General features: G+C 76.7%; 18 protein-coding genes. 4 read left to right on the forward strand and 14 right to left on the reverse strand.

The window, feature by feature from the left end; all coding sequences use genetic code 11:
- Positions 1-190: 190 nt before the first annotated feature.
- Genes ACH5AR_RS23525 through ACH5AR_RS23535 form a run of 3 tightly spaced genes read left to right on the forward strand, consistent with a single transcriptional unit; the run spans position 191 to position 2,278 of the window.
- The gene (locus ACH5AR_RS23525) at positions 191-661 is read left to right on the forward strand and encodes an SRPBCC domain-containing protein (protein WP_396303446.1); all 471 of its coding nucleotides are present in this window, start codon (positions 191-193) and stop codon (positions 659-661) included.
- Between the two features lie 28 nt (positions 662-689).
- Positions 690-1,610 (forward strand): alpha/beta fold hydrolase, encoded by a 921-nt coding sequence (locus tag ACH5AR_RS23530; RefSeq protein ID WP_396303447.1) that lies wholly within the window; start codon positions 690-692, stop codon positions 1,608-1,610.
- A gap of 5 nt (positions 1,611-1,615) precedes the next feature.
- Complete coding sequence (locus ACH5AR_RS23535; RefSeq protein ID WP_396303448.1) at positions 1,616-2,278, forward strand: 4'-phosphopantetheinyl transferase; 663 nt, start codon at positions 1,616-1,618, stop codon at positions 2,276-2,278.
- 18 nt (positions 2,279-2,296) lie between these two features.
- Here ACH5AR_RS23535 and ACH5AR_RS23540 read toward each other — a convergent pair whose 3' ends face one another.
- From ACH5AR_RS23540 to ACH5AR_RS23550, 3 genes are all read right to left on the reverse strand, one after another.
- On the reverse strand, positions 2,297-3,493 hold the full coding sequence (locus ACH5AR_RS23540) for a GDSL-type esterase/lipase family protein (RefSeq protein WP_396303449.1): 1,197 nt from the start codon (positions 3,491-3,493) through the stop codon (positions 2,297-2,299).
- A 79-nt stretch (positions 3,494-3,572) separates the two neighbouring features.
- On the reverse strand, positions 3,573-4,148 hold the full coding sequence (locus ACH5AR_RS23545; protein WP_396303450.1) for a TetR/AcrR family transcriptional regulator: 576 nt from the start codon (positions 4,146-4,148) through the stop codon (positions 3,573-3,575).
- Between the two features lie 113 nt (positions 4,149-4,261).
- The gene (locus ACH5AR_RS23550; RefSeq protein WP_396303451.1) at positions 4,262-5,269 is read right to left on the reverse strand and encodes an AraC family transcriptional regulator; all 1,008 of its coding nucleotides are present in this window, start codon (positions 5,267-5,269) and stop codon (positions 4,262-4,264) included.
- Between the two features lie 204 nt (positions 5,270-5,473).
- Between ACH5AR_RS23550 and ACH5AR_RS23555 the strand changes: the two genes are divergently transcribed.
- A complete protein-coding gene (locus tag ACH5AR_RS23555; protein WP_396303452.1) occupies positions 5,474-5,941 on the forward strand; it encodes a DUF1772 domain-containing protein in 468 nt (155 codons plus the stop codon).
- Positions 5,942-6,022: 81 nt separating this feature from the next.
- Here ACH5AR_RS23555 and ACH5AR_RS23560 read toward each other — a convergent pair whose 3' ends face one another.
- From ACH5AR_RS23560 to ACH5AR_RS23610, 11 genes are all read right to left on the reverse strand, one after another.
- Positions 6,023-6,718, reverse strand: a complete 696-nt coding sequence (locus tag ACH5AR_RS23560; RefSeq protein ID WP_396303453.1) for a polysaccharide deacetylase family protein — start codon at positions 6,716-6,718, stop codon at positions 6,023-6,025.
- 225 nt (positions 6,719-6,943) lie between these two features.
- Positions 6,944-7,549, reverse strand: coding sequence for a DUF1772 domain-containing protein (locus ACH5AR_RS23565; RefSeq protein WP_396303454.1), 606 nt, complete (start codon positions 7,547-7,549; stop codon positions 6,944-6,946).
- A 180-nt stretch (positions 7,550-7,729) separates the two neighbouring features.
- Positions 7,730-8,566, reverse strand: coding sequence for an NmrA family transcriptional regulator (locus tag ACH5AR_RS23570; RefSeq protein ID WP_396303455.1), 837 nt, complete (start codon positions 8,564-8,566; stop codon positions 7,730-7,732).
- A gap of 1,038 nt (positions 8,567-9,604) precedes the next feature.
- Positions 9,605-12,493: a condensation domain-containing protein gene (locus ACH5AR_RS23575; RefSeq protein WP_396303456.1), complete on the reverse strand. Its 2,889-nt coding sequence runs from the start codon at positions 12,491-12,493 to the stop codon at positions 9,605-9,607.
- On the reverse strand, positions 12,490-14,331 hold the full coding sequence (locus ACH5AR_RS23580; protein ID WP_396303457.1) for a non-ribosomal peptide synthetase: 1,842 nt from the start codon (positions 14,329-14,331) through the stop codon (positions 12,490-12,492). The genes ACH5AR_RS23575 and ACH5AR_RS23580 overlap by 4 nt, the downstream gene beginning before the upstream one ends.
- A 66-nt stretch (positions 14,332-14,397) precedes the next feature.
- A complete protein-coding gene (locus ACH5AR_RS23585) occupies positions 14,398-16,293 on the reverse strand; it encodes an amino acid adenylation domain-containing protein (RefSeq protein WP_396303458.1) in 1,896 nt (631 codons plus the stop codon).
- A gap of 27 nt (positions 16,294-16,320) precedes the next feature.
- Complete coding sequence (locus tag ACH5AR_RS23590; protein WP_396303459.1) at positions 16,321-17,496, reverse strand: acyl-CoA dehydrogenase family protein; 1,176 nt, start codon at positions 17,494-17,496, stop codon at positions 16,321-16,323.
- Positions 17,493-20,588: an amino acid adenylation domain-containing protein gene (locus tag ACH5AR_RS23595; protein ID WP_396303460.1), complete on the reverse strand. Its 3,096-nt coding sequence runs from the start codon at positions 20,586-20,588 to the stop codon at positions 17,493-17,495. Before ACH5AR_RS23595 ends, ACH5AR_RS23590 begins: the two co-directional genes overlap by 4 nt.
- Before the next feature lie 370 nt (positions 20,589-20,958).
- Entirely contained in the window at positions 20,959-22,302 is a 1,344-nt protein-coding gene (locus tag ACH5AR_RS23600; protein ID WP_396303461.1) for a non-ribosomal peptide synthetase, read from the reverse strand.
- A 100-nt stretch (positions 22,303-22,402) separates the two neighbouring features.
- Positions 22,403-23,731, reverse strand: coding sequence for an MFS transporter (locus ACH5AR_RS23605; protein ID WP_396303462.1), 1,329 nt, complete (start codon positions 23,729-23,731; stop codon positions 22,403-22,405).
- Positions 23,732-24,208: 477 nt separating this feature from the next.
- On the reverse strand, positions 24,209-25,318 hold the full coding sequence (locus ACH5AR_RS23610) for a PP2C family protein-serine/threonine phosphatase (protein WP_396303463.1): 1,110 nt from the start codon (positions 25,316-25,318) through the stop codon (positions 24,209-24,211).
- Positions 25,319-25,806 lie beyond the last annotated feature (488 nt).

The following is a 25,806-nucleotide window of genomic DNA, read 5'->3' on the forward strand; positions in this document are numbered from 1 at the left end:
ACCCTCACCAACGCCAAAAACACCTACGACCCCACCCACACCCTCACCCCCGGCCACAACATCTTCCCCTAACACCACCCCCCACCCACCAACCAACCACAACCACCAATTCGACGCATTCACCGGATTCCCAAGCCCCCCGCCGAAACCGCCAGATCCCCAATTCGCCGAGTGAAAGGCCCGATTCCCCATGCAGGCCATCCACCACACCGACCGGACCGTTCTCGACCACCCCGTCCACGAGGTCTGGAACGCGATCGTCGACGAACTCAACGGCAGGACCACCTGGTGGCACCCCCACAACACCCACCAGCCCGGCCCCACCGGCCCGCAGCACCCCGGCGGCACCACGACGACCACGATCCACCCCGCGGGCGTGGGCAAGCCGGGCCCCAAGCTCCGGTTCACCTCCACCACGACCGACGTGACCCCGAACGCCCTGCTCACCCAGAAGCACACGGGGAGCTTCCACGGCACCACGACCTACCAGCTGACCCCGCGCAACGACGGCGCCCAGACCCTCCTCACCATCACCTTCGCCACCACGCCGCACGGCCTGGCCAAGGTTCTCCACAAGCTCACCAACCTCACCACCAAGCACACCACCGCCACCCAGCACGCCCTCAGCAACCTCCAGCGCCACCTCGACAGCCAGCGCTGAGAACCGCCACCGGAGAAGGAGGCCACCAGTGACCATCACCGAGATCCCCGTGCTCCCCGCCCAGCAGTCCGTCACCACCACCGACCGCACCGCGACCACCGACGACCACGCGAAGCTCGCCGTCACGGTCCACCAGCCGGGCCGGCCGGACCCGAGCCGCCCGCTGGTGCTGCTCGTCCACGGGTGGGCCGCGAGCCGGACGGTCTGGCACGCCGTCGCGCAGCAGCTCGCGGCGGCCGGGCACACGGTGGCCACGTACGACCAGCGCGGGCACGCCTCCTCGACGTCCGGGCGGGAGCCGATCAGCATCGAGCGGCTGGCGCGGGACCTGGACACCGTGGTCGGGACGCTCCTCGCACCGGGGCAGCCGGTCGTTGTGGTGGGGCACTCCGGCGGCGGGTACGCCGCGCTGGCCTGGGCAGCGGCGCTGTCGGACGCGAAAAGCACTAAGGATCCGAAGGGCGCCGAGGCCGGCGCGAGTGTCGGGCAGCTGGCCGGGCTGGTGCTGGTGTCGACGGCTTCGCACGGGCAGAACACGCCCGCGAACGAGGTCAGGATGATGGGGTCGAAGCTGTTCAGCCGGGCCCTGCGGACGCCGTGGCTGGGCCGCCGGCTGCTCAGCGGGACACACGGGCCGAGCGCCTCGCTGCCGGCGCGGGAGGCCAACCGCCTGCTGTTCGCCAGCACCTCACCGGCGGTGCGGGCCGCCTGCTTCGCCTCGACCCAGGAGATGGACCAGCGGCCGGGGCTGGCCGGGATCACGGCGCCGACGGCGGTCGTCACCGGCACCGAGGACAAGATCGTGAAGCCCAGCTTCAGCCAGGAGCTCGCCGCGGCGCTGCCGCACGCCGACCTGCACCGGATTCCCGACACCGGCCACATGGTGCCGTTGGAGGCCCCGCGGCTCCTCGCGCACCGCATCCACCAGCTGGTCACGACCGGCCGCTGACGACCGTGACCACCGCCACCGCCGACGTCCTGGCCGCGCTGCTCCCGCCGCACGTCCACTGCGCCGAGTCCTTCGGCCTCCCGTCCGAGGAGCGGCTGCTGCCGACGGAGGCGGCGTACATCCGGGACCGCTCACCGCGCCGCCGCCGGCAGTTCGCCACCGCCCGGGCGCTCGCCCGCCAGGCGCTCGGTGCGCTCGGGCACCCTCCGGTGCCGCTGCTGCCCGGGCCCGGCGGGGCGCCCCGGTGGCCGGCGGGTGTCACGGGCAGCATCACCCACACGGACGGGTACACGGCCTGCGCCGTCGCCGGGACCGGCCGGCTCCGCTCGCTCGGGATCGACGCCGAGCCGGCCCGGCCGCTTCCCGGGGGCGTGCTGCAACTGGTCAGCAGCGCGGCCGAGCGGGACGGCCTGGCGCTGCTGCCCGAGGGCGGGGCCCCGTGGGACACCGTCCTGTTCAGCGCCAAGGAGGCCGCCTACAAGGCCGTCCATCCGCTGACCGGCACCTGGGCGCCGCTCGCGGCCATCACCGTCGCCGTGCGCGCCGACGGCACCTTCACGGCCCGGCATCCGCACCAGCCGGTGGTCCGCACCGGGACCTGGGCCGTGCGCCACGGCACCGTCGTCACCGCGCTCGCGCTCCCGGCGCCTCTGGCCGTCGCCGCCTGAGCCGCTCGGCCCGGCCTCTCACCCCCCGTCTCCCGTACGGGAGTCGGGCGCAGCCGTGCCCGGCGCCAGCGGGCCGCCGGGGGCGAGGGCGAGGGCGGCGAAGCGCTCGGCGATCAGCCGGTGGGCCTCCGGGGAGGGGTGGAGGCCGTCGGGGAGCGGGTGCGCGTCGTGGTCGGGCTCGCCGTAGAGGGCCAGGCCGTCCAGGTGGTGCAGGTGGTGGTCGCCGTCGGCGCGGCGGTCGGCGACGATGCGGGCCAGTTCGGCGCGGACGACGGTGAGGGTGAGGCGGCCGGCGGCGACGTCGGCCGGGTCGCCGGTGGCGCGGAAGCGCAGGGTGCCACTGCTGAAGTCGGGGGCGAGCGGGCCCGGCACGGTTTCGTGGAGCGGGCACAGCAGCGGGGAGACGACCAGCAGCGGCGTGGTCGGGTGGCCGTCCCGGACGGTGTCGAGGAAGCCGTGGACGGCCGGGGTGAAGGCGCGCAGCCGCATCAGGTCGCTGTTCACCACGTTGATGCCGAGCTTGAGGCTGATCAGGTCCGCCGGGGCGTCGCGGATGGCGCGCGCGGTGAACGGGTCGAGCAGGGCGCCGCCGCCGAAGCCGAGGTTGGTCAGGTCCAGGCCCGCGTGGTGGGCGACCAGGGCGGGCCAGGTGCCGGTCGGGTGGGCCGCGTTGGAGCCGTGGCTGATCGAACTGCCGTGGTGCAGCCAGCGCTTGCGGGTGCCGGCCGGCAACGGCTCGATCGGGGCGTCGGTGTCGAGGGCGACGAGTTCGGTGGTCTCGGTGTGCGGCAGCCAGATCTCGACGGTCTTGTCCCGCTCCGGCAGGCCGGTGAACCGGGCGCTGCCGGAGGGCCCTTCGGTCAGCTCGAAGCGGCCGGTGGCGAGGTCGACGGTGCGCAGGTTGCCGCCGGGGATGCCGGTCCGGGCGGTGAGCCGGCCGTCCACCAGGAGGTCGTAGACGCCGTCCGGGACGGTCGGGACGCCCGGGTAGGCGCGCTTGGTCGGGACGGCGTGCAGGGTGACGGTGGTGGCGCGGGTGCGGAAGGCGAGCCGGACGCCGGAGGGCTGGGACTCGGCCATCGCGAGCTGCTCGTCCGGGATGCGGCGGCGGGCGGCGGCGGGCAGGCGGTGCGGCAGCAGGCCGCGGCGGGTGTGCTCGACGTCGAGGTGGCCGTGCAGGAGGTCCTCGGTGACGGGGGTGGTGATGGTCGTCATGGGAGCTTCTTCGGTTCGGAGGGACTCGGGGGCTCGGAGGCGGCGGGCGGCAGGCCGCGGCGCCGACGGCGGCGGCTCGTCACGCCGTTCGGGCTCCGCCCGCTCGCAGCTGGGCGTCGAGGGAGTCGATGATCCAGTCCCAGGACTGCCGCGGGTCGACGGCGGTGTGGCTGAACCCGCCGGCCGCCTCCAGGCTGATGTAGCCGTGGAAGACGCTGCCGAGCATGCGCACGGCGTGCGTCTGCTCCGGCTCGCCCAGGTCGTAGCCGCGCAGCAGCGCCCTGGCCATCCGGGCGTGCCGGACGCCGGCGCTGGCGGCGGCCGTCTCGGCGTCCAGGCGCAGGCGGGTGGCGTCGTAGCGTCCGGGGTGGCGGGCCGCGTAGTCGCGGTAGGCGCCCGCGAAGGCGGCGAGCGCGTCGCGGCCCGACCGGCCCGCGAGGGCGTCGGCGACGAGGTCGGCGAGTTCCTCCAGGGCGTACAGGGCGATCCGGGTCCTGAGGTCCTGGGTGCTCTTGACGTGGGAGTAGAGGCTGGCCGTCCGGACGCCGAAGCCGCGGGCGACCTCGGCGACGGTCACCTGGTCGAAGCCGACCCGGTCGGCGAGTTCGGCGCCCGCGGCGACCACGCGTTCGACGGTCAGCCCTGCCCTGGCCATGTGCTTCCTCCCGTACGGTCGCGCCGGTGGACCAGGGGGCCGTTGGGACCCCCTGGCTTCCTACGGACAGTATGGGATTGCCTAAACGGATTAGGCAAATGGGAAAGACCCGCTCAGCCGGCCAGGATCACCGTCTCCGCCGGCCCCGAGAAGCCCACCTGCTGCGACTGGGCGCCCGTGGCGGCCAGCCGGCGGTGCTCCTGCGGGCTGATCCCGCGCACCCGCTTGAACGCCGCCGAGAGGGCGAAGGCGTTGCTGTAGCCGACCTTGCGGGCGGCGAAGGCGACGGTGCACTCGGGCTCGCGCAGCAGGTCGGCGGCGACGGCCAGGCGCCAGCCCGCCAGGTACGCCATCGGGGGCTCGCCGACCAGGGCGGTGAAGCGCCGGGCCAGGCCCGCCCGGGAGACGCCGACCCGCTGGGCCAGTTCGGCGACCGTCCAGGCGGTGGCCGGGTCGTCGTGCATCAGCCGCAGCACCGGGCCGACCACCTGGTCGTGCTGGGCGCGGTACCAGGCGGGGGCGCCGGAGTCGGGCGCGGCCAGCCAGGCGCGCAGCACCGAGACCACCAGCAGGTCCAGGATGCGGTCCAGGACGAGCTCCTGGCCGGGTTCGTTGCGCCCTATCTCGGCGGCCAGCAGGTGCACCAGGGTGTCGTCGGCGCCGGTGCCGGCCGGGCGGACCAGCAGCGCGGGCAGGCAGCCCAGCAGCCGCTGGCCGATCTCGTGCTCGGCCTGGTAGGTGCCGGAGAGCACCACCGAGGAGGCCTGGTCGCCCTCCCGCCCCTGGCCCCAGGTCCGGACGCCGAGCGACATCACCTCGGAGACGTCCACCCCGCCCTTGGTGCAGACCTGGCCCGGCCCGACGATCACGTCCACCGGGGTGTCCGGGTCGTCCGCCACGGTGTACGGCTCCGGGCCGCGCACGATCGCCACGTCCCCGGGGTGCAGCAGCAGCGGGGTACCGCGCTCGGGCAGGATCCAGGCGTCACCGCGGACCATCGTCACCACCGAGAGCGGGGCCCGGTCCTCGATCCGCAGCGACCACGGCGGGGTGAGGATGGAGCGCAGCAGGAACGCGCCACGGGCCTTGGGGCCGTCGAGGAGTCCCGTCAGAGTGTCCATGCGCCAAGTGTAGACGGCGGGACATCATTTGACGGCTCGTCATTTGAGGGACTCTTGAGTGATCGAGGTGGCTCGCGCCGGACGGATGCCGGATGATCTGCCCACGGGGGTATGGACCGAGACACGGCGACCGCGGTACGGCTGGTACCGACGGCGAGAAGTGAGGGGCTCACGACGATGGAAACGGCACGCACACTCGTCCTGGTGGCGGCCACTGTCACCTGTGGACTGACCGCAGGACTGTTCTACGGGTTCTCGTGCTCGGTGATGCCCGCGCTCGCGCGGGCCGAGGACCGGACCTTCATCGAGGTCATGCAGCGCATCAACAAGGCGATCCTGAACGGCTGGTTCGTCCTCGGCTTCGTCGGCGCCCTCCTCGCCACCGCGGCCGCGGTGGCCCTGCACCTGCCCTCGGACGGGCACGACGTGCTGCCCGCGACGATCGCCGCGCTGGTGCTGTACGTCGCGATGATCGGGGTGACCCGCTCGGTCAACATCCCGCTGAACGACGAGCTGGAGGCGGCCGGTTCGGTCCAGCGGATCGCCGACCCGGCCGCGGTGCGCCGCCGCTTCGAGGAGCGCTGGGTGCGCTTCAACGTGCTGCGCACCCTGCTGTCGACCGGCGCGCTGGCCTGCCTCGCCTGGGCGCTCGCCCTCAACGGGCAGAGCTGACCGGCCCGTTACCGCTCGACGACGGGTGGGCCCACCGGGCCCCGCCCGTATCCGCACGCCACCCTCTGCCGCCGGCCGGAATCAGCCGCAGAGGGTGGCGAAGCCGTACCCGCGGGCCTTGAGCGTGGAGATGATCTCCGGCAGCGCGGCCACCGTCTGGCTGCGGTCACCGCCGCCGTCGTGCAGCAGGACCACCGAACCGGGGCGCACGCTGTTCAGCACCCGCGAGCGGATCGCGGCCGTGCCGGGGCGGGACCAGTCCGCCGGGTCCACCGACCAGAGCACGACCTGCTTGCCGAGCGCCGCGGCCTGGGCGCGCACCGTCCCGTTGACCGCGCCGTACGGCGGGCGCAGGCAGCCGGGGGTGCGGCCGGTCCGCGCGCGCACGGCGCGGTCGGTGTCGGCCACCTGGGCGGCGATCGCGGCGGCGGAGAGCCTGCGCAGGTCCGGGTGCGACCACGAGTGGTTCTGCACGCTGTGGCCCTGGCGGGCGACCTGCGCGGTCAGCGCGGGGTTGGCGGCGGCGTTCTGCCCGATCTCGAAGAAGGTCGCACGCACCCCGTAACGGGCGAGCGTGGAGAGGACCTTGGGCGTGTACGCGGGGCTGGGGCCGTCGTCGAAGGTCAGGTAGACCACCTTGCCGCCCTTGGCCCCGGCCGCCTCCGCCTCCGCGGCCGGCAGCGCCACCGCCGCGCCCGCCGCCAGCGCGACGACGAGGACGCCGATCGCGGCCCGGATCCTGCCGACTGCGCTGCGCCCGACGGGTCGTACGAACATGCCTGCCCCCTGCGGTCGGAACTCCCGTGCACCGACCGCCAGTCTGCGCCCGGGCAGGCGCCCGCCGCGACCCGTCGTCGGGCGCGAGCGAACGGAATCGGCCAGTCGGGCACGGGCCTTGCGCGCCGGCCGGGCACGCCGAACGCCCCCGGGGGCCCGCCGCCGGGCACACCGAAGGCCCCCGGCGGGCGTCCCGGCGGGGGCACTCGGCGGGGGCCGCGGCGGTCAGCGCCCCGCGCGGCCGTGCAGCACCAGGGAGCGGGTCAGCGCGAGCAGACCGCCGGTGCACAGCGCGGTGCGGAGCATGTTCACCGGCACCCAGGTGTCCGCGAACTTGGCCCGCACGGCGGCGAGGTCGTGGATCTGCGCGGCGTCCCCGGCGGCGGCCAGCTCGTTGTTGAGCGGGATGTTGACGCCCATGGTGACGATCAGTGCCACCAGGTACAGCGCCGTCCCGGCCGCCGCCCACAGCGCGGCCTGGCGCCGCCCCGCCCGGTGCTGGAGCCAGGCGGCGACGCCGGTGGCGAGGAAGGCGCCGAGGAAGACGAGGCCGAACAGCCCGTTCCCGTCGATCGCCTTGTTGATGTGCTGCATCGCCGTCACGTACGTCGCGTCGTCGCCGGCCGCCAGGCCCGGCATCACCGAGACGTCGAAGGCGAAGAACAGGCCCGCCATCAGGCCCATCGCGACGGTGGCGCCCACCAGGAGCGGTCCGGCGGCCCGGCCCCCTCGGGTGGTGGGCAGGGCGGGCGCGGCGCCGCCCGGCGCGAGGCCGGTGAGGGACTGCGCGGCGGTGTAGGAAGCAGGGGTCGCGGTCTGGTTCGAGCGCATCGGTAATTCCTTCGGTCTCCCCGGTCCCCGCCCGACGCGGGGACCCTCCCGGTGTCCGGGCCGCCGGCCTCCTCACCGCTCCCGGCCGCGGCCGGGTAGTCGGTCAGGCGGTCGGCGCCGCCCGGCACCGACGATCAACTGGACTGCCGTACGGACGGCAGGTGTTGCCCTTCTGGCTGGTCACGCGTTCCACACGCCCGAGGCGGCGGCCTCACGGGCGTAGTCGGCGAAGTCCCGCGGCTCACGGCCCAACGCCCGCCGCACCCCGTCCCCCAGCGACGCGTTGCGGCCGTCCAGGATCACCGAGAACAGCTCCGCGAAGTCCGCCGGCAGCCCAGCCTCCTCCAGCACCGCCCGGTACGCCTCCTGCGACACCGCCTCGAACCGCACCTCACGCCCCGTCGCCGCCGACAACTCCACCGCCACATCCGCGAACGACAGCAACCGCGGCCCCGTCAGCTCGTACACCTCCCCCGCGTGCCCCGCCTCCGTCAACGCCGCCACCGCCACGTCCGCGATGTCCTCCGCGTCAACGAACGGCTCCACCGCACCACCCACCGGCAACGCCAACTCCCCCGCCAGCACCGGCTCCAGGAAGAACGACTCACTGAAGTTCTGGTTGAACCACGCGCACCGCACCACCGTCCACGCAGCCCCCGACTCCATCACCGCCTTCTCCCCCGCCTCCGCCGCCTCCTCGCCACGCCCCGACAGCAGCACCAGCCGGCCCACCCCCCGCCGCGCCGCCAACCGCGAGAACGCCCCCACCGCCTCCACCGCCCCCGGGAACGCCAGATCCGGGTAGTACGTCAGGTACGCCGCACTCACACCCTCCAGCGCCGCCTCCCACGTCCCCTCGTCGTGCCAGTCGAACGGCACCGCACCCGAACGCGAACCCACCCGCACCTCGTAGCCCCGCGCCACCAGCCGGTCCGCCACCCGGCGCCCCGTCTTCCCCGTCCCCCCGACCACCAGCACGACACCGGACTCGACCGCGAGATCCACCACACCAGCCATGACCATCACCCTCACTCGGAGTAGGAGCCTTGTTCGGATCGTCGGACCCTCCGGGGTTCGGTGAACCCCGCGTGTCCGTCTTCGTGTCCACCAGTCAAGGCCACCGCGGGCCGACGGACCATAGCCTCCGCACTCAGCTCCATGCGCGAGCGTCTACCGGCCCTCGCGCCCCTCCGCCCTCCACCAGAACACACCCGGGCCGCCACCAACCACCCGTCTCGACCTGCCCTCCAGCGGCCCTTGAGCACTCCGGCCGGCCCGCTCGGGGGCCGCACCCCGGGCGGGCGCCCCGGCGGAAAGGCGGCACGGTTCTCGGCGGCCCGCCGGTGGAACGGCCCGGCGGGCACTGCGGTGACCGCTCGACGGTCTCGCGCACCGCCGGCAGGCCGTCGTCGACGGCCCCGCCCCTGACGTCGAGCGCAGCGTCCGCCGCCCCGGCGCCCGGCACGGCGGCCGGCTCCCGGCGGGCCTGTGGCCGGACGGTCTCCGCGAGGGCCACGCCCCGCCTCCAGTGGCCGTCCCCGGTCAGCGCCGCCCGCGCCACCGGCGCGCGCTGCCGGCCGGGCGGCTGGTCGGGCGGCTGGTCGGCAGCCGGGCGTCCTTGTACGGCCCCCGGACCGTCGGGCCCCGCGGACCGTCGGGGCCCGCCGGAGGGCGTCGGAGGGCGCACCGCGTCGGCCGCAGGGCCGTCCGCGCCGGGCCGCTGTCCCCGACCGGCCACTCGACGGCCGCGTCCTGCGGGGCGGGACGGGGCGAGGCGGAGGCGCGGGTGCGGCTCGACGGTGACGGACGATGCCGACGCCGGGGAGGCCGGGTCGGCGAGGTCCCTTCGCGCGCCTCCCCGTCCTCGGGGAACCGGGCAGGGGCGCACAGCGGGCCCGCAGGGCCGGTCCGGGGTTGCCGGTGGCTCCGGCCCCGGGGATCACGTGCTCTCGCGCCGGTCGGCGGCACGTCGGTTGAGGCCGGGGCGAGCATGCGAAGGGCGGAGGAGCCCGGCGGCCGGGCTCCTCCGCCCTTCGCGGGGGGTCAGCGGGGAGTTCAGCGGACCATGGCCGCCAGGACGCTGCGCCAGTCCTCGCCGGGCTCGGGGGCGAGCGGGCCCGCCAGGGTGTCCGCCCGGTAGTGCCAGGGGCGGCGGAGCTCCTCGTCGGCGGCCGCGGTGGCGGTGACCGGGCTGTCGGAGCCGAGCAGCCGGACGAGTTCGGCGGTGAACTCGGCCCAGGAGACGTGCCCGCTCACCGCGTTGACGACCCGGCCGGCGGCGGGGTGGTCCGGGGCGAGGCAGTCGGCGAGCGCGCGGGCCAGGGCGGCGGCGTGCACCCAGGACGCGCCGGCCCACTCGTCGCCGGCCGGCACCTCGATCGGCCGACCCGCCAGGGCGGCCTGGTAGAGGGCTCCGGTGGCGCCCCAGCGGAGCTGGTCGCGCAGCCGGTGGTGCGGGCCCCAGACGATCGGCGAGCGGACGGCGACGGCCTGGCCCCGGCCGGTCGCGGCCGCCTCGAAGAGGATCCGCTCACAGTCCAGCTTGGCCTGCCCGTACGGGCTGACCGGCGCGCCGCTGGGGCTGCCCTCCGGGACCTCGGTGCCCGCCGGGCGGCCGTACGCGTCGATGCTGCTGACGAAGACGAACGGGCCGCCGCGCCAGCCGTCGACGAGCGCGCGCATCGCGGCGAGGTCGGTGGCGTGGTCGGTGAAGGTGCAGGCGGAGTGGATCACGGCGTCGACGCCCTCGACGGCCCGGCGCAGGCTGTCGGGGTCGGCGAGGTCGCCCGCCACGACCTCGGTGCCGGTCAACGCGGGCAGGTGCGCGGACTCGGGCCGCACCAGGACCCGGACCGGCCGGCCCTGGGCCACCAGCTCCTGGAGCACGGCCGCGCCGACCCCGCCGGTGGCGCCGGTGAGCAGGACGGTGCCGGTGCGGGCACCGGCCGCCCGCGGCCGGGCCCCGGCCCGGGCGAGGGCGGCGCGGCGCTCGTCCTCGCGGGCGGCGAGCAGGGCGCAGAGGGCGCGCGGGGTGCGCTGCTCCAGGATGTCGAGGCCGGTGAGCGGCAGCCCGGTGCGGGTGCGCAGGCGCTCGGCGAGTTGGACGGCGACCAGGGAGTGGCCGCCGAGGGCGAAGAAGTCGCCGTCGGCGGGCGGGGCGGTGCCGAGCAGGTCGCCGAACGCCTGCCGCACGGCGTCCAGCAGGCCGTCCTGCGTCGGTGCGCTCCCCGACGGACCGTTCTCCGACGGACCGCTCCCCGACGGACGGTCGGCCGGCCCGGCGGAACCGGGCCCCGGCACGGCCCCGGGCAGCCGGTCGCGGTCCGGGGTGCCGTCCGGGTGGCGCGGCAGCCGGTCCACCAGCACGACCGCGAGCGGCAGGTCGGCGGCCGGCAGCCGATCGCGCAGGGCGGCCCGCAGGGCGCTGCCGCTCGGCGCGACGGGCCCGCGCACCACCGCGTAGGCGAGCGGCGGGCCGTCGGGGCGCTCGACGACGGCCGCCTCGACCACCGCCGGGGCCGCCGAGAGGGCTGCCACGACGGGGTGCTCGGCGGCCGGCTGCCCGGCGGCCGTCAGCCGCTCCCCCGGCAGTTCGGACAGCCGCCGCTCCGGCTCGCCCGCCACGGCGGTGAGCAGCCGGGCGAAGGCGTCGAGCAGCCGGGCGGCGGTGTCCCGGTCCAGCGCGGCCAGGTCGTGCTGGAGCAGGCAGCGCGGCCGCGGGCCGTCCTCCAGCAGCAGGGTGAGGCCGAACTTGGCCAACCCCAGGTCGAGTTCGACGTTCTCGGCCGCCAGGCCCGGCAGCACCAGCGGGTCGACGGTCTGCACCAGGTCGCAGCTGACCGAGAGCAGCGGCGTGCCGTCCGCACCGCGCCCGGCCGCGCCGAGCCGCTCGACCACCAGGTCGAACGGCACCTCGTGGTGCTGCTGCGCGTCGAGCAGGGCGGTGCGCACCAGGCCGAGCAGCTCCGTGAACGGCCGGTCCCCGCAGGGGTTCGCCCGCACCGCGAGGGTGTTCACCGCGAGGCCGACGGTCCGGCGGAACTCGGGCCGTCCGCGGTGGCCGGCGGCGCAGCCGAGGACGAGGTCGTCCTGCCCGGAGGCGATGCCCAGCGTGGCGAACGCGGCCGTCAGGACGACGGTGAAGAGCGTCGCGCCGTGCCGCGCGCCGAGGACGCGCAGCTGCTCCACCACGGCCGGCTCCAGCGGGGCGGTGTGCAGCAGGGCGCGGCGCTCGCGGGCGCCGGGCGGGACGGGCCGCAGCAGCGACAGCGGCCCGGCCCCGGCCAGCCCGGCCGCCAGGGTGTCGGCGGCGGCCGTCAGCTCGGCCTCGCGGGCACGCTCCTGGCGGGCGTAGTCGGCGTACGGCGGGGCCGGCGACGGGAGGCGATCCGGCACGCCGTCGCGCGCGGCGCGGTAGAGCTCGGCGAGGTCCGCCGCGATGAAGCGCAACGACCCGCCGTCCACCGCGATGTGATGGAACGTCAGGAGAAGGGTGTGGTCCTCCTCCGCGTGCCGCAGCAGGACGGCGCGCAGCACCGGCCCGGTGGCGAGGTCGAACGGACGGGCGGCCTCGGCGGCGAGCTGCTCCGGGCCGGTGGCGTCCAGCACCGGCAGCGGCACCGGGACGGCCGGGTCGGTCTGCTGGTAGGGCTCGTCGCCCCGGCACAGGTAGCGGGTGCGCAGCACGGCGTGCCGCTCGGTCAGGCCGGTGATCGCGGTGGCGAGGGCCGCGTGGTCGAGCGGGCCGCGCAGCCGGGTGGCGACCGGCACGTTGTAGAGGGCGCCGCCCTGGCCGAGGCGGTCCATCAGCCACATCCGCTGCTGGGCGTGCGAGAGTGGGGCGGGGCCGGTCGGCCCGGCGGGCCGGGCGTCGGGTGCGGGTGGGCTGGCGGCGCGGCGGCCGCGGGCGCGGCGCAGCAGGTCGGCCTGGTCCACGGTGCTCATCGGTCGGCTCCGGAGGTGTCGTCGGCGGCGCGCAGGGCGCGCTCCAGCAGGTCGGCCTGGGCGGCGACGGTCGGGTGGGCGAGGAAGTCGGCGAGCGACAGCTCGACGCCGAGGTCCTCGCGCAGGTCGTCCACCACCCACATGGCGAGCAGCGAGTGGCCGCCCTCGGCGAGGAAGTCGGCGGCCGGGTCGGTGATCGGGCGTTCCAGGGCCCGGCTCCACGCCTCGGCGACGACCTGCTCGATCGGGCCGAGTCCGGCGGTGCCGGTCGGCGGTGCCTCGGCCGGGCGGTCGGCGGCCAGCGCGCGTCGGTCCACCTTGCCGCTGCCGGTCAGCGGCAGCGCGGCGAGCACGCTCCAGGCGGTGGGCACCAGGTGGGCGGGCAGCTGCTCGGCCAGCCGGGCGCGCAGCGCCTCGACGGGCGGGCGGGCGCCCTCGGCGAGCACCAGGCAGGCGGTGAGCGCGGCGTCGGCCTGCCCGGCGCGGCGCACCACGACGGCCGCCTCGGCGACCTCGGGCAGCCGGAGCAGCGCGTGCTCGACCTCGCCGGGTTCGATCCGGAAGCCGCGCACCTTGACCTGGTCGTCGGTGCGCCCGTGGTACTCCAGGGTGCCGTCCGGCAGTTGGGCGACGCGGTCGCCGGTGCGGTAGGCGCGGCCGATGCCCGGCAGTTCGCGGAAGCACTCGGCGGTCAGCTCCGGCCGGTCGAGGTAGCCGAGGGCCAGCCGCTCCCCGGCGATCCACAGTTCGCCGACGGCGCCGATCGCCACCGGCGCGCGCCGCTCGTCCAGGACGTACCCGCGGGCGCCGCCGAAGGTCCGGCCGATCGGGACGGAGCCGGCGCAGTCGGCCGGGGTGATCCGGTGCAGGGTGGTGAAGGTGGTGGCCTCGGTCGGCCCGTAGACGTTGAACAGTTCGAGCCAGGGGAAGGCCCGCAGCACGGCGCCCGCGTGCTCGGCGGACAGCGCCTCGCCGCCGACGGCCAGGGTGCGCAGCACGCCGAAGACGCGGGAGCGCCGGGCGGCCAGGTGGTGGAAGAGCGCGGTGGTGAGGAAGAGGGTGGTGACGCCGAAGCCCTCGACGTCGCGCACCAGGTCCTCGGCGCTGGGCCGTTCGCTCTGCGAGACGGCCACGGCGGCGCCGCGGGCGAGCGGGGCCCACAGCTCGAAGGTGGCGGCGTCGAAGGAGACGGTGGAGTGGAAGAGCACCCGGTCGCGCGGGCCGAGTTCGATCGCGTCCTCGGCGGTGACGAGGTCGGCGACGGCGCCGTGCGGGACGAGCACGCCCTTGGGGCGGCCGGTGGAGCCGGAGGTGTAGTACAGCAGGGCGAGCGCGGCCGGGTCGGCGGCGTCGGGGGCGTCGGGCGCGGTGCCGCCGGCGGCCTCGGTGCCGCGCTCGGCGAGCACCAGGGTGCGCTCCTCGGGGAGCCCGGCCTCGGCGAGCAGGCCCTTGTCGCCGAGGACGAGCCGGACGTCCGCGTCGGCGGTCATCTCGGCGATCCGCGGGCGCGGGTAGGCCGGGTCGATCGGGACGGCCAGGGCGCCGGCCCGCCAGACGGCGAGCTGGGCGACGGCGAACCGGGTGGAGCGGGCGCACAGCAGGGCGACGGCGCTGCCGGGGCCGATGCCCCGGGCGGCCAGGACGGCGGCCAACCGCCCTGCGGCGTCCACGAGTTCGCGGTAGGTCAGGGCGGTGCTGCCGTCGGTCACGGCGAGCGCGTCGGGCCGCAGCCGGGCCTGCCGGGCGATCAGGGCGGGCACGGTGGGCGCGCTGGAGCCGGCGGCCGCGGCGGCCCGGCCGGACGGGGCCGCGGCGGCCTCGGGGGTCGTGGTGGTCATGGTGGTTCCCTTCCGGGCGCCCCGGCCGGGTGGGCCGGGGCGCCCCGCTGAGGAGGTTCGGCGGGGTCAGGCGGTCGCGGTCAGGCCGGCCGCCCGCTCCTCGACCAGCCGGGCGACGGCCCGCAGGTCGGGCTGGCGCAGCACCAGCGGGGCCCGCAGCCGTACGCCGTACTCGTTCTCCAGGGCCTCCAGCAGCCTCGCCGCGGCGAGCGAGTTGCCGCCCGACGCCAGGAAGTTGTCCTCCGGGGCGAGGTCGGCGCGGCCGATCAGCTCGCGGCAGAGCTCCAGCACGGTGCGCTCGACCGGGCTGCCCCCGTCCGCGGGGGCCTGCGGCGCGGCGTCGGCCGCCGGCCGGTCGGCCAGCAGGGCCCGGCGGTCCACCTTGCCGTTGGCGTCCAGCGGGAAGCGCTCCACCAGTCGGACGGCGGACGGCACGGCCTGCTCGGGCAGCCAGGGCCGGACGGTGTCGAGCAGCGCCGCGGGGTCGGCGCCGTCCTCGGCCCGGACGAAGGCGAGCAGCCGGGCCCCGCCGGTCGGCGCCTGCTCGGCGGCGACCACCGCCCGGCGCACCCGCGGGTCGCGCTCGAACGCCGCCTCGACCTCGGCGGGCTCCACCCGCACGCCGCTGACCTTGACCTGGTCGTCCAGGCGGCCGTGGAACTCCAGCACGCCGTCGGGCCGCATCACCACCTTGTCACCGGTGCGGTAGACCCGGTCGGTGCCCTCCACGCCGACGGGCGCGTCGACGAAGCGGCGGGCGGTCAGCTCCGGGTCGAGGTAGCCGGCGGCCAGGCCGCGGCCGCCGATCCGCAGCTCCCCGGCCGTGCCGCGCGGCACCGGGCGGCCGTCCTCGTCGGTGACGACGAGGACGACGCCGTCGATCGGCAGGCCGATCGGCGGGGCGCCGGTGCCGTGGTCGCCGCCGGGGGCCATGGCGTGCATGGTGGTGGTGACGGTGGCCTCGGCGGGGCCGTAGGCGTTGTGGACGGTCGCGGTGACGTCCGGCCCGGGGGTGCGGCGCAGCCGGTCGCCGCCGATCAGCAGGTGGCGCAGCGCCAGGCCCTCGGGCCAGGGCCGGCCGAGGACGGGCTCGGCCAGCGGGGTGGGCAGGATGGCCACGGTGATGCCCGCCTCGCGCCACCAGTCGGTGAGCGCGCCGGTGTCCCAGCGCACCGCCTCGGGGGCGACGACCAGGGTCGCGCCGGAGGTGAGGCCGGCCCACAGTTCCTGGAGGTGCGGGTCGAAGGCGACGCCGATCAGCAGGCTGTGCCGCTCCCCGGGGCCGAGGCCGACCAGGTCGCGGTACCACCGCAGCAGGGAGCCGAGCGCGGGCTCGGTGACGGCGACGGCCTTCGGGGTGCCGGTGGAGCCGGAGGTGAGTACCGCGTAGTGGGTGCCGGCCGGGACGCGCACCTGCCCGCCCGGGCTCAGGGCGGCCACCACGCCCGCGGTGGGCAGGTGCAGCGCCAGCCGCTCGCCGCCGGGCGGCAGCAGCTCCGGCTCGCCGACCAGGCAGGCCGGGCGCAGCTGCTCGGCGACGGCGCGCAGCCGCTGCTCGCCGGGGCGCGGGCCGAGCGGCAGGTGGACGGCGCCGAGCTTGGCGGCGGCCAGGGTGACGGCGACCAGCGCGGCCGAGTGGGGGAGGCAGACGCCGAGCAGGTCGCCGGGGCCGACCCGGCCGCGCAGGGTCTCGGCCACGGTGTCGGCGAGGCGGTCGAGTTCGGCGTAGCTGTACGCCCGCTCGCCGTCGATCAGGGCGGGGGCGTCGGGGGTGCGGTGCACCCAGCTGGTGAACAGGTCGAGCACCGCGCCGTCCCGGTGCGGTCTGCCGTACCCGATGCTCGGGGCCTCGGTGCCGGGTGCCGAGGTGCCGGGTGCCGAGGTAGCGGGTGCGGTGGTAGCGGGTGCGGTGGTAGCGGGTGCCTCGGTGCGGGGTGCCGTGGTGTCAGGGTGTGCCGTCATCATCATCTCCCAGAAGGTGACGTAGCGTCAGTTCAGGCCCATGGAACGGGCGATGATCACCTTCTGGACCTCCGAGGTCCCCTCGATGATCGTGGTCATCCGGACGTAGCGGTACAGGAACTCCAGCGGGTGCCCGCGCACCCAGCCGGTGGCCCCGTGCACCTGGAGCGAGCGGTCCACCGCGCGCACGGCGGTCTCGGAGGCGGTGAGCTTGGCGAGCGCCGCGTTCTCCGGCGACTCGGTGCCCTCGTCGACCAGCCGGGCGCAGGCGAGGGTGAGCAGCTTGGAGGCCTCGACCTCGGCCCGGGTGGCCACCAGGTGCTCCTGGACGTGCTGGTAGTCGCCGATCACCCGGCCGAAGGCGCGGCGGTCCCGGGCGTACTCGACGCCGATGCGCAGCGCGTGCTCGGCGATGCCGTTGCACATGGCGGCGACCACCAGGCGCCCGCGCGAGAGGCTGTCGATGGCCAGGGCGGTGGCCGCGCCGACGCCCTCCTCGCCGCCGATCACGGCCTCCGGGCCGACGGTGACGCCGTCCAGCAGCAGTTCGAACAGCGGCTCGCCGGACATCCCCTCGTAGCGCTGGCCGATCCGCAGCCCGGGCTGGTCCATCGGCAACACGAAGGCGGTGGCGCCGGCCGTCGGCCCGGCCCCGTCGCCGAGGTCGGTGGCGGTGACGACCAGGGCGATCCCGGCGTGCTCGGCGTTGCTGACGAAGGTCTTGCGGCCGTTCAGCACCCAGGTGTCGCCGGTGCGCACGGCGGTGGTGGTGAGGTGGAACGCGTCGGAGCCGGCGTGCGGTTCGGTGAGGGCGAGGCAGCGGGTCTGCTCGCCGCGCACCAGCGGGACGAGGTGGCGCTCGACCTGCTCGGGGGTGCCGTGCCGCAGCAGCGGGCTGGGCCCGTCGGAGCCGGCCAGCGCGTACGGGGCGAGCACGCAGCCGCTGCGCCCGGCGGCGTGGTGCAGCAGGACGACGGCGGTGAACGGCATGTCCGCGCCGCCGAGTTCCTCGGGGTAGTCGCCCGCGTAGAAGCCGAGGGCGGCGGAGCGCTTGCGGACGTAGGTCCGCAGGTCGGCCGGGACCTGGTCGGCGGTCTCGGGCAACTCGGCGGCCAGCGGCACGAGTTCGCGGCGGACGAAGCTCTCGAAGGCCTCGACGAGCTCGCGGTGGCCGTCCTCCAGGACGGCGGAGGGGGCGGTCACTTGGCGTCTCCGGCGGTGAGGGCCGCGGCCTGGTCGGCCAGCACGGCGTGGCGGAACAGGGTGCGCAGCGGCGGGCGGCTGCCGAGGTGGGGCTCCAGGTACGCGGCGAGCTGGGCGGCGAGCAGCGAGTGGCCGCCGACCTCGAAGAAGTGCGAGTCCGCGGTGAAGCGGTCGTGGCCGAGCACCTCGCGCCAGGCGTCGGCGATCAGCCGCTGGCCGGGGTCGGCGAAGTCGCTCGGCGCGCTCTCCTCGGGCTCGGGGGCCTGCTCGGCCAGGCGCGCGAGGGCGGCGCGGTCGGGCTTGCCGCCGGGCAGGGTCGGCATCGTGGCGACGGCCGTCCAGCTCGCCGGGATGAGTCCGCCGGGCAGCCGGCGGGCGAGGGCCTCGTGCAGGGCGGCCTGGTCGGGGCGGTCGGCCCCCTCCAGGAAGCCGACCAGGCGGGGGCCGGCCTGCGGGTCGGTGTGCAGCAGCACCGCGCAGGAGCGGCCGCCGAGTTCGGCCGAGGCGGCGGCCTCGATCTCCTCCAGCTCGATCCGGTGGCCGCGCAGCTTGACCTGGTTGTCGGCCCGGCCCAGGAAGCGCAGCCGGCCGTCCAGGTCGCGGTAGCCGCGGTCGCCGGTGCGGTACACCCGGGCGCCGCCGAGCGCGGGGACGGTCGTGAAGCGGGCCGCGGTGGGTTCCGGCAGGCCCAGGTAGCCCTCGGCCAGCATGGCGCCGGAGACGACGAGTTCGCCGACGCAGCCGGGGGCGAGCGGGCGCAGGGTGTCGTCCAGGACGTGCACGCCGACGCCGTCGAGCTCGACGCCGAGCGGGATCTCGCCGTCCTCCTCGACGTCGGCGGCGGTGACCTCGTGCACGGTGGAGGTGACGGTGGCCTCGGTGACGCCGTACGCGTTGAGCACGGTGGTGGCGCCGGTCAGCCCGGCCAGGGCCCGGGCGGGCAGCCGCTCGCCGCCGAGCACCAGCAGCCGGGGCGTCCAGCGGCCGTCGCGCAGCGCCTCGCGCAGGTCCTCGCGGACGGCGAGCAGGTAGCTGGTCGGCAGGTTGGCGACGGTCACGCCGCGGGCGGCCAGCACGGCCACCAGCTCGGGCCCGGTGGGCACGTCGCGCTGCGGCACGACGAGGGCGGCGCCGGCCGCGAGGGCGGGCAGCACCTCCTCCAGGGCGACGTCGAAGGACGGCCGGGCGAACAGCAGCACCCGGTCGGCGGGGCCGAGGCGGTAGCGGTCGGCGATCGCGGTGACGTACCCGGCGAGGGCCTCGCGGCCGACCAGGACGGGCTTGGGGACGCCGGTGGAGCCGGAGGTGTGGATCACGTACGCGGCGCCGTCCAGGACGGCGGCGGGCTCGGCCTTCGGGAAGGCGGGGCCGTCCAGCAGCGCCGGGACGACGCCCTCGGCGGGCAGCGCCAGCGCGCTCTGCCGGGTGGCGAGGACGAGCGCCGGGCTCAGCCGCTCCAGCAGCAGCCCGAGCCGGGCGGCCGGGTCCTCGGTGGACAGCGGCGCGTACACGGCGCCGTGGCGCAGACAGGCCAGCAGGGCGACCACGTTGTCCACGCCGCGCGGCAGTACGGCGGCCACCGGCTGGCCGGGGGCGACCCCGGCGGCGCGCAGCCGGTCGGCCAACTCGGCGACGCGCCGGTCGAGTTCGCCGTAGCTGATCCGCTCGGTGCCGGCCAGCAGGGCGAGCGCGGCCGGGTCGTGGGCGGCGGCCGGGTCGAGCGCGGCCGGGGTGGCGGGCAGGGCCGGAGCGGCCTCCTCGCGCCCGGGCGCGGGGGCCAGGTCGGCGATCGGCGCCTGCGGGCGGTCCAGGTAGCAGCGCAGCAGCTCCAGCAGCCGCTCGGACAGCAGCACCGCCTCGGACTCGCGGAACAGGTCCGCGTCGTAGTCCCAGACCAGGGTCATCCCGGCGGCGCCGTGCTTCTCGCCGACCACCCGGCGGTCGTCGGGCAGCAGCACCAGGTCGAGGTCGAAGCGGGTGGTGCCGGTGTTGAAGCCCTCGTACAGCGAGACCTCCAGGCCGGGCGCCTGGACGTCGGGCAGGGCGGCGTCGTGCGCGCTGAACATCACGTTGAACAGCGGGTTGTCGGCGCCGGTGGTGTGCAGCCCGAGCCGGCGGGTCAGTTCCTGGACGGGCAGGTCCTGGTACGGCAGCGCGCGCAGCAGGACGTCGGTCACCTCGTCCACGGCCTCGGTGCCGGGGGCCGTCGGGTCCAGCCGCAGGCGCAGCGGGACGGTGTTGACGAACATCCCGACGGTGCCCTCGAAGCCCTCCGGGCGGTTGCCGACGGCGGTGCCGATCACCAGTTCGCGGTGGCCGCTGTGCCGGCGGAGCAGTTCGGCGAGCAGGGCGAGCAGGGTGCTGAACGGGGTGTGGCCGTCCGTCCGGCTGCGCTCGCGCAGCCGCTCGGCCAGGTCAGCGCCGATCGACTGGCGCAACTGGCCGCCGCGGTGGCGCCGTTGGGCGCCCGGCCGGGCCAGGCCGGGCAGCGTGACCTCGCGCGGAGCGTCGGCCAGCTCCCGGGTCCAGAAGTCCAGTGCGCGGTCCCGGGGGAGGTCGGCGGCAGACCGGGCGTGCTCCTCGTAGGAGGGGGCGGCGGGCAGCTGGTACGGCTCGCCGAGGACGGTGGCGCGGTAGACGGTGAACAGGTCGCGCAGCAGGATCGCGAAGGAGTGGCCGTCGTGGACGAGGTGGTGCTCGACGTGGATCAGCCGGTGGTGCTCCTCGCCGAGCCGGACCAGGTGCCAGCGGAGCACCGGTGCGCGCCCGGTGTCCAGCGGCTCCTCGGCCTCGGCGGCGAGCAGCCGGCGGAAGGCGGCCTCCGGGTCCGGCTCGGCGGAGAAGTCGCTGCGGCGCAGCTCCGGCTCGCAGTCCTCGGCGACCCGCTGGCCGGGCAGGCCCTCCGTGCTGGGCACCAACTCCAGGCGCAGGCCGGGGTGGTGGGCCACTACGGCGGCCAGGCCGGTGTGCAGCGCGTCCTGGTCGAGGGCGCCCCACAGGTCGAGGACGGCGGTGAAGTTGTAGGCGCGGCTGCCGGGCAGCATCTGCTCGTGCAGCCAGACGATCTCCTGTGACGGAGAGAGTGCGAACATCGTCGATTCCCTTGTGTGGTGGGCTTTGTCGGCACTGCGGTGGCCGGGGGCGGGTGTGGGGTGTTCCGGTACCGGCCGGTGGCCGGGCCGCACCGGGGTGAGGTGCGGCCCGGGGTCCGGGGCCCGACCGGCGGCGCTTCGGGCGCGCGCGGGCGGGCAGGGTGGATCCGTCCTGGTGGATCCGGTGGGGGCTCGGGGCCCGCGGGGCGTGGGGCCCGCGGGGATACGGGGCCCGCCGGTCGGGGGCGGGCGGGTGCGAGGGCTCGGGTGGGTTCGAGGAGCCGCGCGGGTTCGAGGGCTCGGGTGAGTGCGAGGGGCCGCGCGGGTGCGACGGCTCGGGTGGGTACGAGGGCCGGGTGGGTCGGCCCGGTCAGACCTGCGGAACCGGGGCCTGGACAGGGGCCTGGACAGGGGCCTGGACGGGGGCCGGCGCCGGGGCCGGTCCGGCGTGCAGGTGGTGGCGCAGTACGGCGAGCAGTCCGTCGAAGGCCTCATGGGCGTCGGCCTCGGCGAACCGGTCGCGGTCCCAGGCCAGCCGGACCAGCAGGTCGTCGCCCTGCGACGCGGAGACGGCCAGCGGCGCGGCGAGCGGGCGCCCGTCCAGGTGGGTCTCCCGGCCGGGGACGCCGCCGAGCACCAGCGGCGGGCGGCGGTGCAGGTCCTCCAGGGTGAGCAGGCCGTCCAGGGCGCCCGACCACGGGGCCCCGGCGGTGCGGGCGGCGCGGACCACCTCGTCGAAGGGGGTGCCGGCCTGGTCCAGGTCGTCCCACCAGGCGTCCGCGAGGGCGTCGAGGTCCGTAGCCGGCCCCGAAGCCGCCGGGTGCACCAGGGTGTTGAGGAAGCAGCCGAGCACGGCGGGCGCACCGGCCGGGCGGCCGCCCCACGGGTAGCCGAGCGCGAGCGGGCCCCCGTCGGCCGTCGGCCCGTGCAGCCGGCGCAGGGCCGAGCCGACGGCGTCCAGCAGGGCCGGGAAGACGGCGCCGCGGGCGGCGCCCCCGGCGGCGGGCAGCCGCTCGGCGAGCATGCCGGTGGAGGTGGCCACCCCGCCGCCCGCCCCGGCCAACCCGCCCAGCCGGCGGCCCCAGTGGGCCTGCGCGGCGGGCCCGCCGGCGGCGTCCTCGGCGGCGAGCTGGAGCTCGACGGCCTGCCGGTAGTCGGCCAGCGCCCGGGGGGCCGGCCCGGCCGCGGGCTCCTCGCCCTGCTCGTACGCCGCGCCGAGCTCGGCGGTGAGCACGCCGAGCGACTGCTCGTCGCAGGCGGCGTGGTCCAGGGCGAGGGCGAGCAGCTCCTCGTCGCCGTCCGGGTCCGCGGCGAGCAGCAGGCGCAGCGCCGGCCCGTCGGCGGGCCAGTCCAGCAGGGCCGCCAGCAGCGCCGCGCGGGCGCTGCCGCCGGGGGCGACGGCGATCCGGGCGGCTTCGGCACAGGGGCCGCCGGTGCGCAGCACGGGTGTGCCGCGCACGGTCGCGAAACCGCCGCACAGCGCCGGGTGGTGGGCGGCCACGGCGGCCGCGGCCCGGGCCAGCCGGGCCGGGTCGAGGGTGCCGCGCGGGTAGGCGAAGAACAGCGGGACGACGTCGGTCCGGCTCTGCGGCGCGAGTCGGCGGGTGATCAGGAACCGTCGCTGGGCACCGGTCAGCGGGAGCAGCTCCACCGGGGATTCGGCGGCGGCGGAGCGGTACCGGGCGAGGTAGGCGGCGGTGATGCTGGCGTGCACGGGAACGGTCTCCGGTTTCCGGTCGCGGCTCGGTCAGGGCTCGGTCGAAAGGAGTCGTGCATCGGTCGGAAGGAGTCGTGGATCGGTCGCAAGCGGTGGGTCAGGACGCGGTGGGACTCACCGCGCCCTCCTCCTCGGCGGCCCCCGCCTGGCCGGCCCCCGCCACCTGCCCGGCCGTACGGTCGGGGCCCGGCAGCTCGCGCATCCGCCGCAGCGGCGAGAGCAGCAGCGGCAGCGGCACCAGCAGGAAGCCGACGGCGCAGACCCAGAGCGCGGTGCGCGGCCCGGCCGCGTCGGCGACCACGCCGCCGACCAGGGCGCCGATCGGCAGGGTGCCCCACACCAGGAACCGCATGGTGGCGTTCATCCGGCCGAGCAGCTCCGGCGGGCAGACGCTCTGCCGGAAGCTCACCTGGGCGACGTTGTAGGCGACCGCGCCGAACAGCACCACCCCGGAGGCCACGCCGAACAGCACCACGCCCGCGCCGCTGCCGGACAGCGGCCACAGCAGCGCGAACGGCGCCGTCACCACCGTGGACAGCCAGATCAGCCGGGCCTGCCCGATCCACCGGGCGAGCTGCCCGGCGCACAGGGCGCCGGCCAGGCCGCCGATCGCGGAGACCGACAGCAGCACACCGATGGCGCCCGGCGACAGGTCGAGCACCCGCACCCAGAACACCGTCTGCACGGCGGTCAGCACGGCCGAGAACAGGTTGGACGTGGCGGTGGCGGTGGCGATCGCCCGCAGCAGCGGGTGGCCGAGCACGAAGCGCACGCCCTCCCCGACCTCGGCGCGCAGCGAGCGCCCCGGCGCGGGCTCCGGCAGCTGCTCCTCGGCCCTGATCCGGACGAGCAGCAGCGCGGAGGCCAGGTAGCCGCAGGCGTCGGCCACGATGGCGAGCGGCGCCCCGAGGAGCTGGACCAGTCCGCCGCCGAGGCCCGGCCCGGCGATCTGCGCCGAGGAACGGACCGTCTCCAGCGCCCCGTTGCCGCCCACCAGGTGCTCGCGCGGCAGGACGGCGGGCAGGAAGGACTGGTGGGCGACGTCGAAGAACACCGTCGCCACCCCGGTGACCAGCGCCACCAGGTAGAGCTGCGGCATGGTCAGCACCCCGAGCGCGGCGGCCGGCGGGATCGACCCCACGGCCAGGCAGCGCACCACGTCCGCCCTGACCAGCACCGGCAGCTTGCGCATCCGGTCCAGCCAGGCGCCCGCCGGAAGCCCGACGAGCAGGAAGGCGGCGGTCTCGGCGGCGGTCAGCAGGCCGACCTCGAACGGTGTGGCGTCGAGCACCACCACCGCGACCAGGGGGAGGGCGACGAGGGTGACCTGACTGCCCGTCTGGGCCGCCGCGGCTCCGGTCAGCAGGAGCCGGAAGTCGCGGTGGCCGAGCAGACGGGCCTGGCGGGGGCTGGGCTTCTCGTTCATCGGTGCGACTCTCGGTCACCCATTCGACACGGGGCAAGCACCAGGTCCTTTTCCGGACGGACCGCAGCTCGGCCGAATCCCGCCACTCGTCCCGCGGGCCCTTGCGCGCTCCTTACGGCGGCCTCACGCGCCGCCGCGCCGCCCACGGCGCCCGTCGGCCAAGGGGGCACGGCCCATCGGGCGCCCCGGCCGGCTCCGGTCCCGGCGGTCCATTTCGCCGTCCGGTATTCGGACGCGAGCTTTCCGGCCACCGGACGACGAGGCTCAACTTGGCCGGATCCCATGGAGTACCGCCCCGCCGTCACCTCATCGTGATATCGGCGTGACCGTAGCGAGCCGTAGCAGGGGACCAGCGGGCCGACGCCGGACGGGTTCCGGCCGCCCTCGGGCTCCCCGGCCCTCGGCCGGGCCCGGCCGGCGGACGTGCCGTGCGGCACCCGTGGATCCCCGGCCCCCGCCCCCGGCCCCCGGCCCCGGTCAGCCGTCGGCCTCCCGGCGGGTGATCGCCAGCACCGCCATGTCGTCGTCCCGTGGCCCGCCGGTCCACCGCTCGACATCCGCCACCAGGGCGTCCAGCACCTCGCCCGGCCCGGCGAACGGCCCCAGCGGCGCCAGCCCGAGCACCGGGTCGTAGAACTCCCCCGCCGCGTCCCGGGCCTCGGTCACCCCGTCGGTCACCAGCAGCAGCGTGCACCCGGCCGGGAACGGCCGGCCCTCCGGCTCCGGCCGCGCCACGCCCAGCCCGCCCATCCCCAGCGGCAGCCCCGGGTCGGCCGCGTCCAGCCGGCGCACCCCGGGCGCCGCTCCGCCGGGCGGGTACGGGCCCAGCAGGTACGGGGCCGGGTGCCCGCAGTCCAGCGTGCGCACGCTCTCCTCCCCCGGCGGGAACTCCACCAGCAGCGCGGTGATGAAGCCCTCCAGCCGCAGTTCCTCGCTCATCCGGTCGCCGTCCCGCAGCAGCGACTCCTCCAGCGCGTCGGCGAGCGCGGCCAGGCCGGGCAGCCGGTGCGACTCCTCCCGGAAGGCGCCCAGCAGCATCGACACCGCCCCGACCGCGTGCAGCCCCTTGCCCCGCACGTCGGCGATCAGCCCGCGCACGCCGTACGGCGTGGACTGCAGCGCGTACGCGTCGCCGCCGATCAGGGCCTCGTCCTGGGCGGCCCGGTAGCAGGCCGCCACCGTCAGCCGCCCCACCCGCGCGGGCGGCTCCGGCAGCACCGCGCGCTGCGCCGCCTCGGCCACCGAGCGCACCCGCTCCAGCCGCCGCCCGTGCCGGGCCACCACCCGGTTCACCCCGATCCCGAGCAGCGCGGCGGACGCCGTGTTCGCCAGCTCCAGGTAGCCGGCCCCGGTCCCGATCGACCCGTCCTGGGTGGACAGCACCAGGATGCCGAGCACCGTGGCCACGCCCACCGCGACGGTGTCGCGCAGCGTCAGCAGCGCGCCCGCCAGGACGGCGGCCGCCGCCAGCATCGGATCGCCCCAGTAGTCGGTCGGGTCCAGCGCGTTCCACAGCAGCCCGCCGGTGGTCAGCGACCACGGCGCGACCCGCACGTACGGCGGCCACTGCACGGACCTCGGGGCCATCGGGGACCTGGCTTCCGTCTCGCCACCATCCGGAAGGGCTCCTTCCGATCGTAGTCGCGCGGCCCCGGGAGCCGCATGACGGCGGCCGGGGCCGCCGGGCGGCGGCCTCTCGCCACCCGTCGACCGCCCTGGACCGTTCCGCACCGGGGCCCGCCGGCCGGCCCTCCGGGACCCGGCGGCCGTACGCGAGCAGCAGCAGGTGCCCCGCCCGCCCCGCCACGGTGAGCGGCCCGTCGCCGTACGCCCAGCCGGTGTCCGTCGCCTCCGGCCGGACGCCGTTCGGCCGGGCCCCGGAGAACCGCGGCGCCCGCGGCGAGACCCCGTCCGGCCGGGCCCGCGTGCGCGGCAACGGCAGCCGGGGCGGCAGGTCGTCGAGCGCCACGGTGATGTCGGAGCCGTGGACGGCGTCGTGGGCGAGGGCCGGGATCAGGCCGCCGACGGGCGGGCGCCAGGGGTGTCCGGCGTGCTCGGCTGGCGCCGCGGCCGCT

Source organism: Kitasatospora sp. NPDC018619 (assembly GCF_044391605.1).
In the GTDB taxonomy this organism is placed as follows: Bacteria; Actinomycetota; Actinomycetes; order Streptomycetales; family Streptomycetaceae; genus Kitasatospora.

What these genes read in the sequence shown, in the direction of transcription:
- ACH5AR_RS23525 (WP_396303446.1), top strand. Translation starts at nt 191, where the DNA reads ATGCAGGCCATCCACCACACCGACCGGACCGTTCTCGACCACCCCGTC.
- ACH5AR_RS23540 (WP_396303449.1), bottom strand. Translation starts at nt 3,493, where the DNA reads ATGACGACCATCACCACCCCCGTCACCGAGGACCTCCTGCACGGCCAC.
- ACH5AR_RS23545 (WP_396303450.1), bottom strand. Translation starts at nt 4,148, where the DNA reads ATGGCCAGGGCAGGGCTGACCGTCGAACGCGTGGTCGCCGCGGGCGCC.
- ACH5AR_RS23550 (WP_396303451.1), bottom strand. Translation starts at nt 5,269, where the DNA reads ATGGACACTCTGACGGGACTCCTCGACGGCCCCAAGGCCCGTGGCGCG.
- ACH5AR_RS23560 (WP_396303453.1), bottom strand. Translation starts at nt 6,718, where the DNA reads ATGTTCGTACGACCCGTCGGGCGCAGCGCAGTCGGCAGGATCCGGGCC.
- ACH5AR_RS23565 (WP_396303454.1), bottom strand. Translation starts at nt 7,549, where the DNA reads ATGCGCTCGAACCAGACCGCGACCCCTGCTTCCTACACCGCCGCGCAG.
- ACH5AR_RS23570 (WP_396303455.1), bottom strand. Translation starts at nt 8,566, where the DNA reads ATGGCTGGTGTGGTGGATCTCGCGGTCGAGTCCGGTGTCGTGCTGGTG.
- ACH5AR_RS23575 (WP_396303456.1), bottom strand. Translation starts at nt 12,493, where the DNA reads ATGAGCACCGTGGACCAGGCCGACCTGCTGCGCCGCGCCCGCGGCCGC.
- ACH5AR_RS23580 (WP_396303457.1), bottom strand. Translation starts at nt 14,331, where the DNA reads ATGACCACCACGACCCCCGAGGCCGCCGCGGCCCCGTCCGGCCGGGCC.
- ACH5AR_RS23585 (WP_396303458.1), bottom strand. Translation starts at nt 16,293, where the DNA reads ATGACGGCACACCCTGACACCACGGCACCCCGCACCGAGGCACCCGCT.
- ACH5AR_RS23595 (WP_396303460.1), bottom strand. Translation starts at nt 20,588, where the DNA reads ATGTTCGCACTCTCTCCGTCACAGGAGATCGTCTGGCTGCACGAGCAG.
- ACH5AR_RS23605 (WP_396303462.1), bottom strand. Translation starts at nt 23,731, where the DNA reads ATGAACGAGAAGCCCAGCCCCCGCCAGGCCCGTCTGCTCGGCCACCGC.
- ACH5AR_RS23610 (WP_396303463.1), bottom strand. Translation starts at nt 25,318, where the DNA reads ATGGCCCCGAGGTCCGTGCAGTGGCCGCCGTACGTGCGGGTCGCGCCG.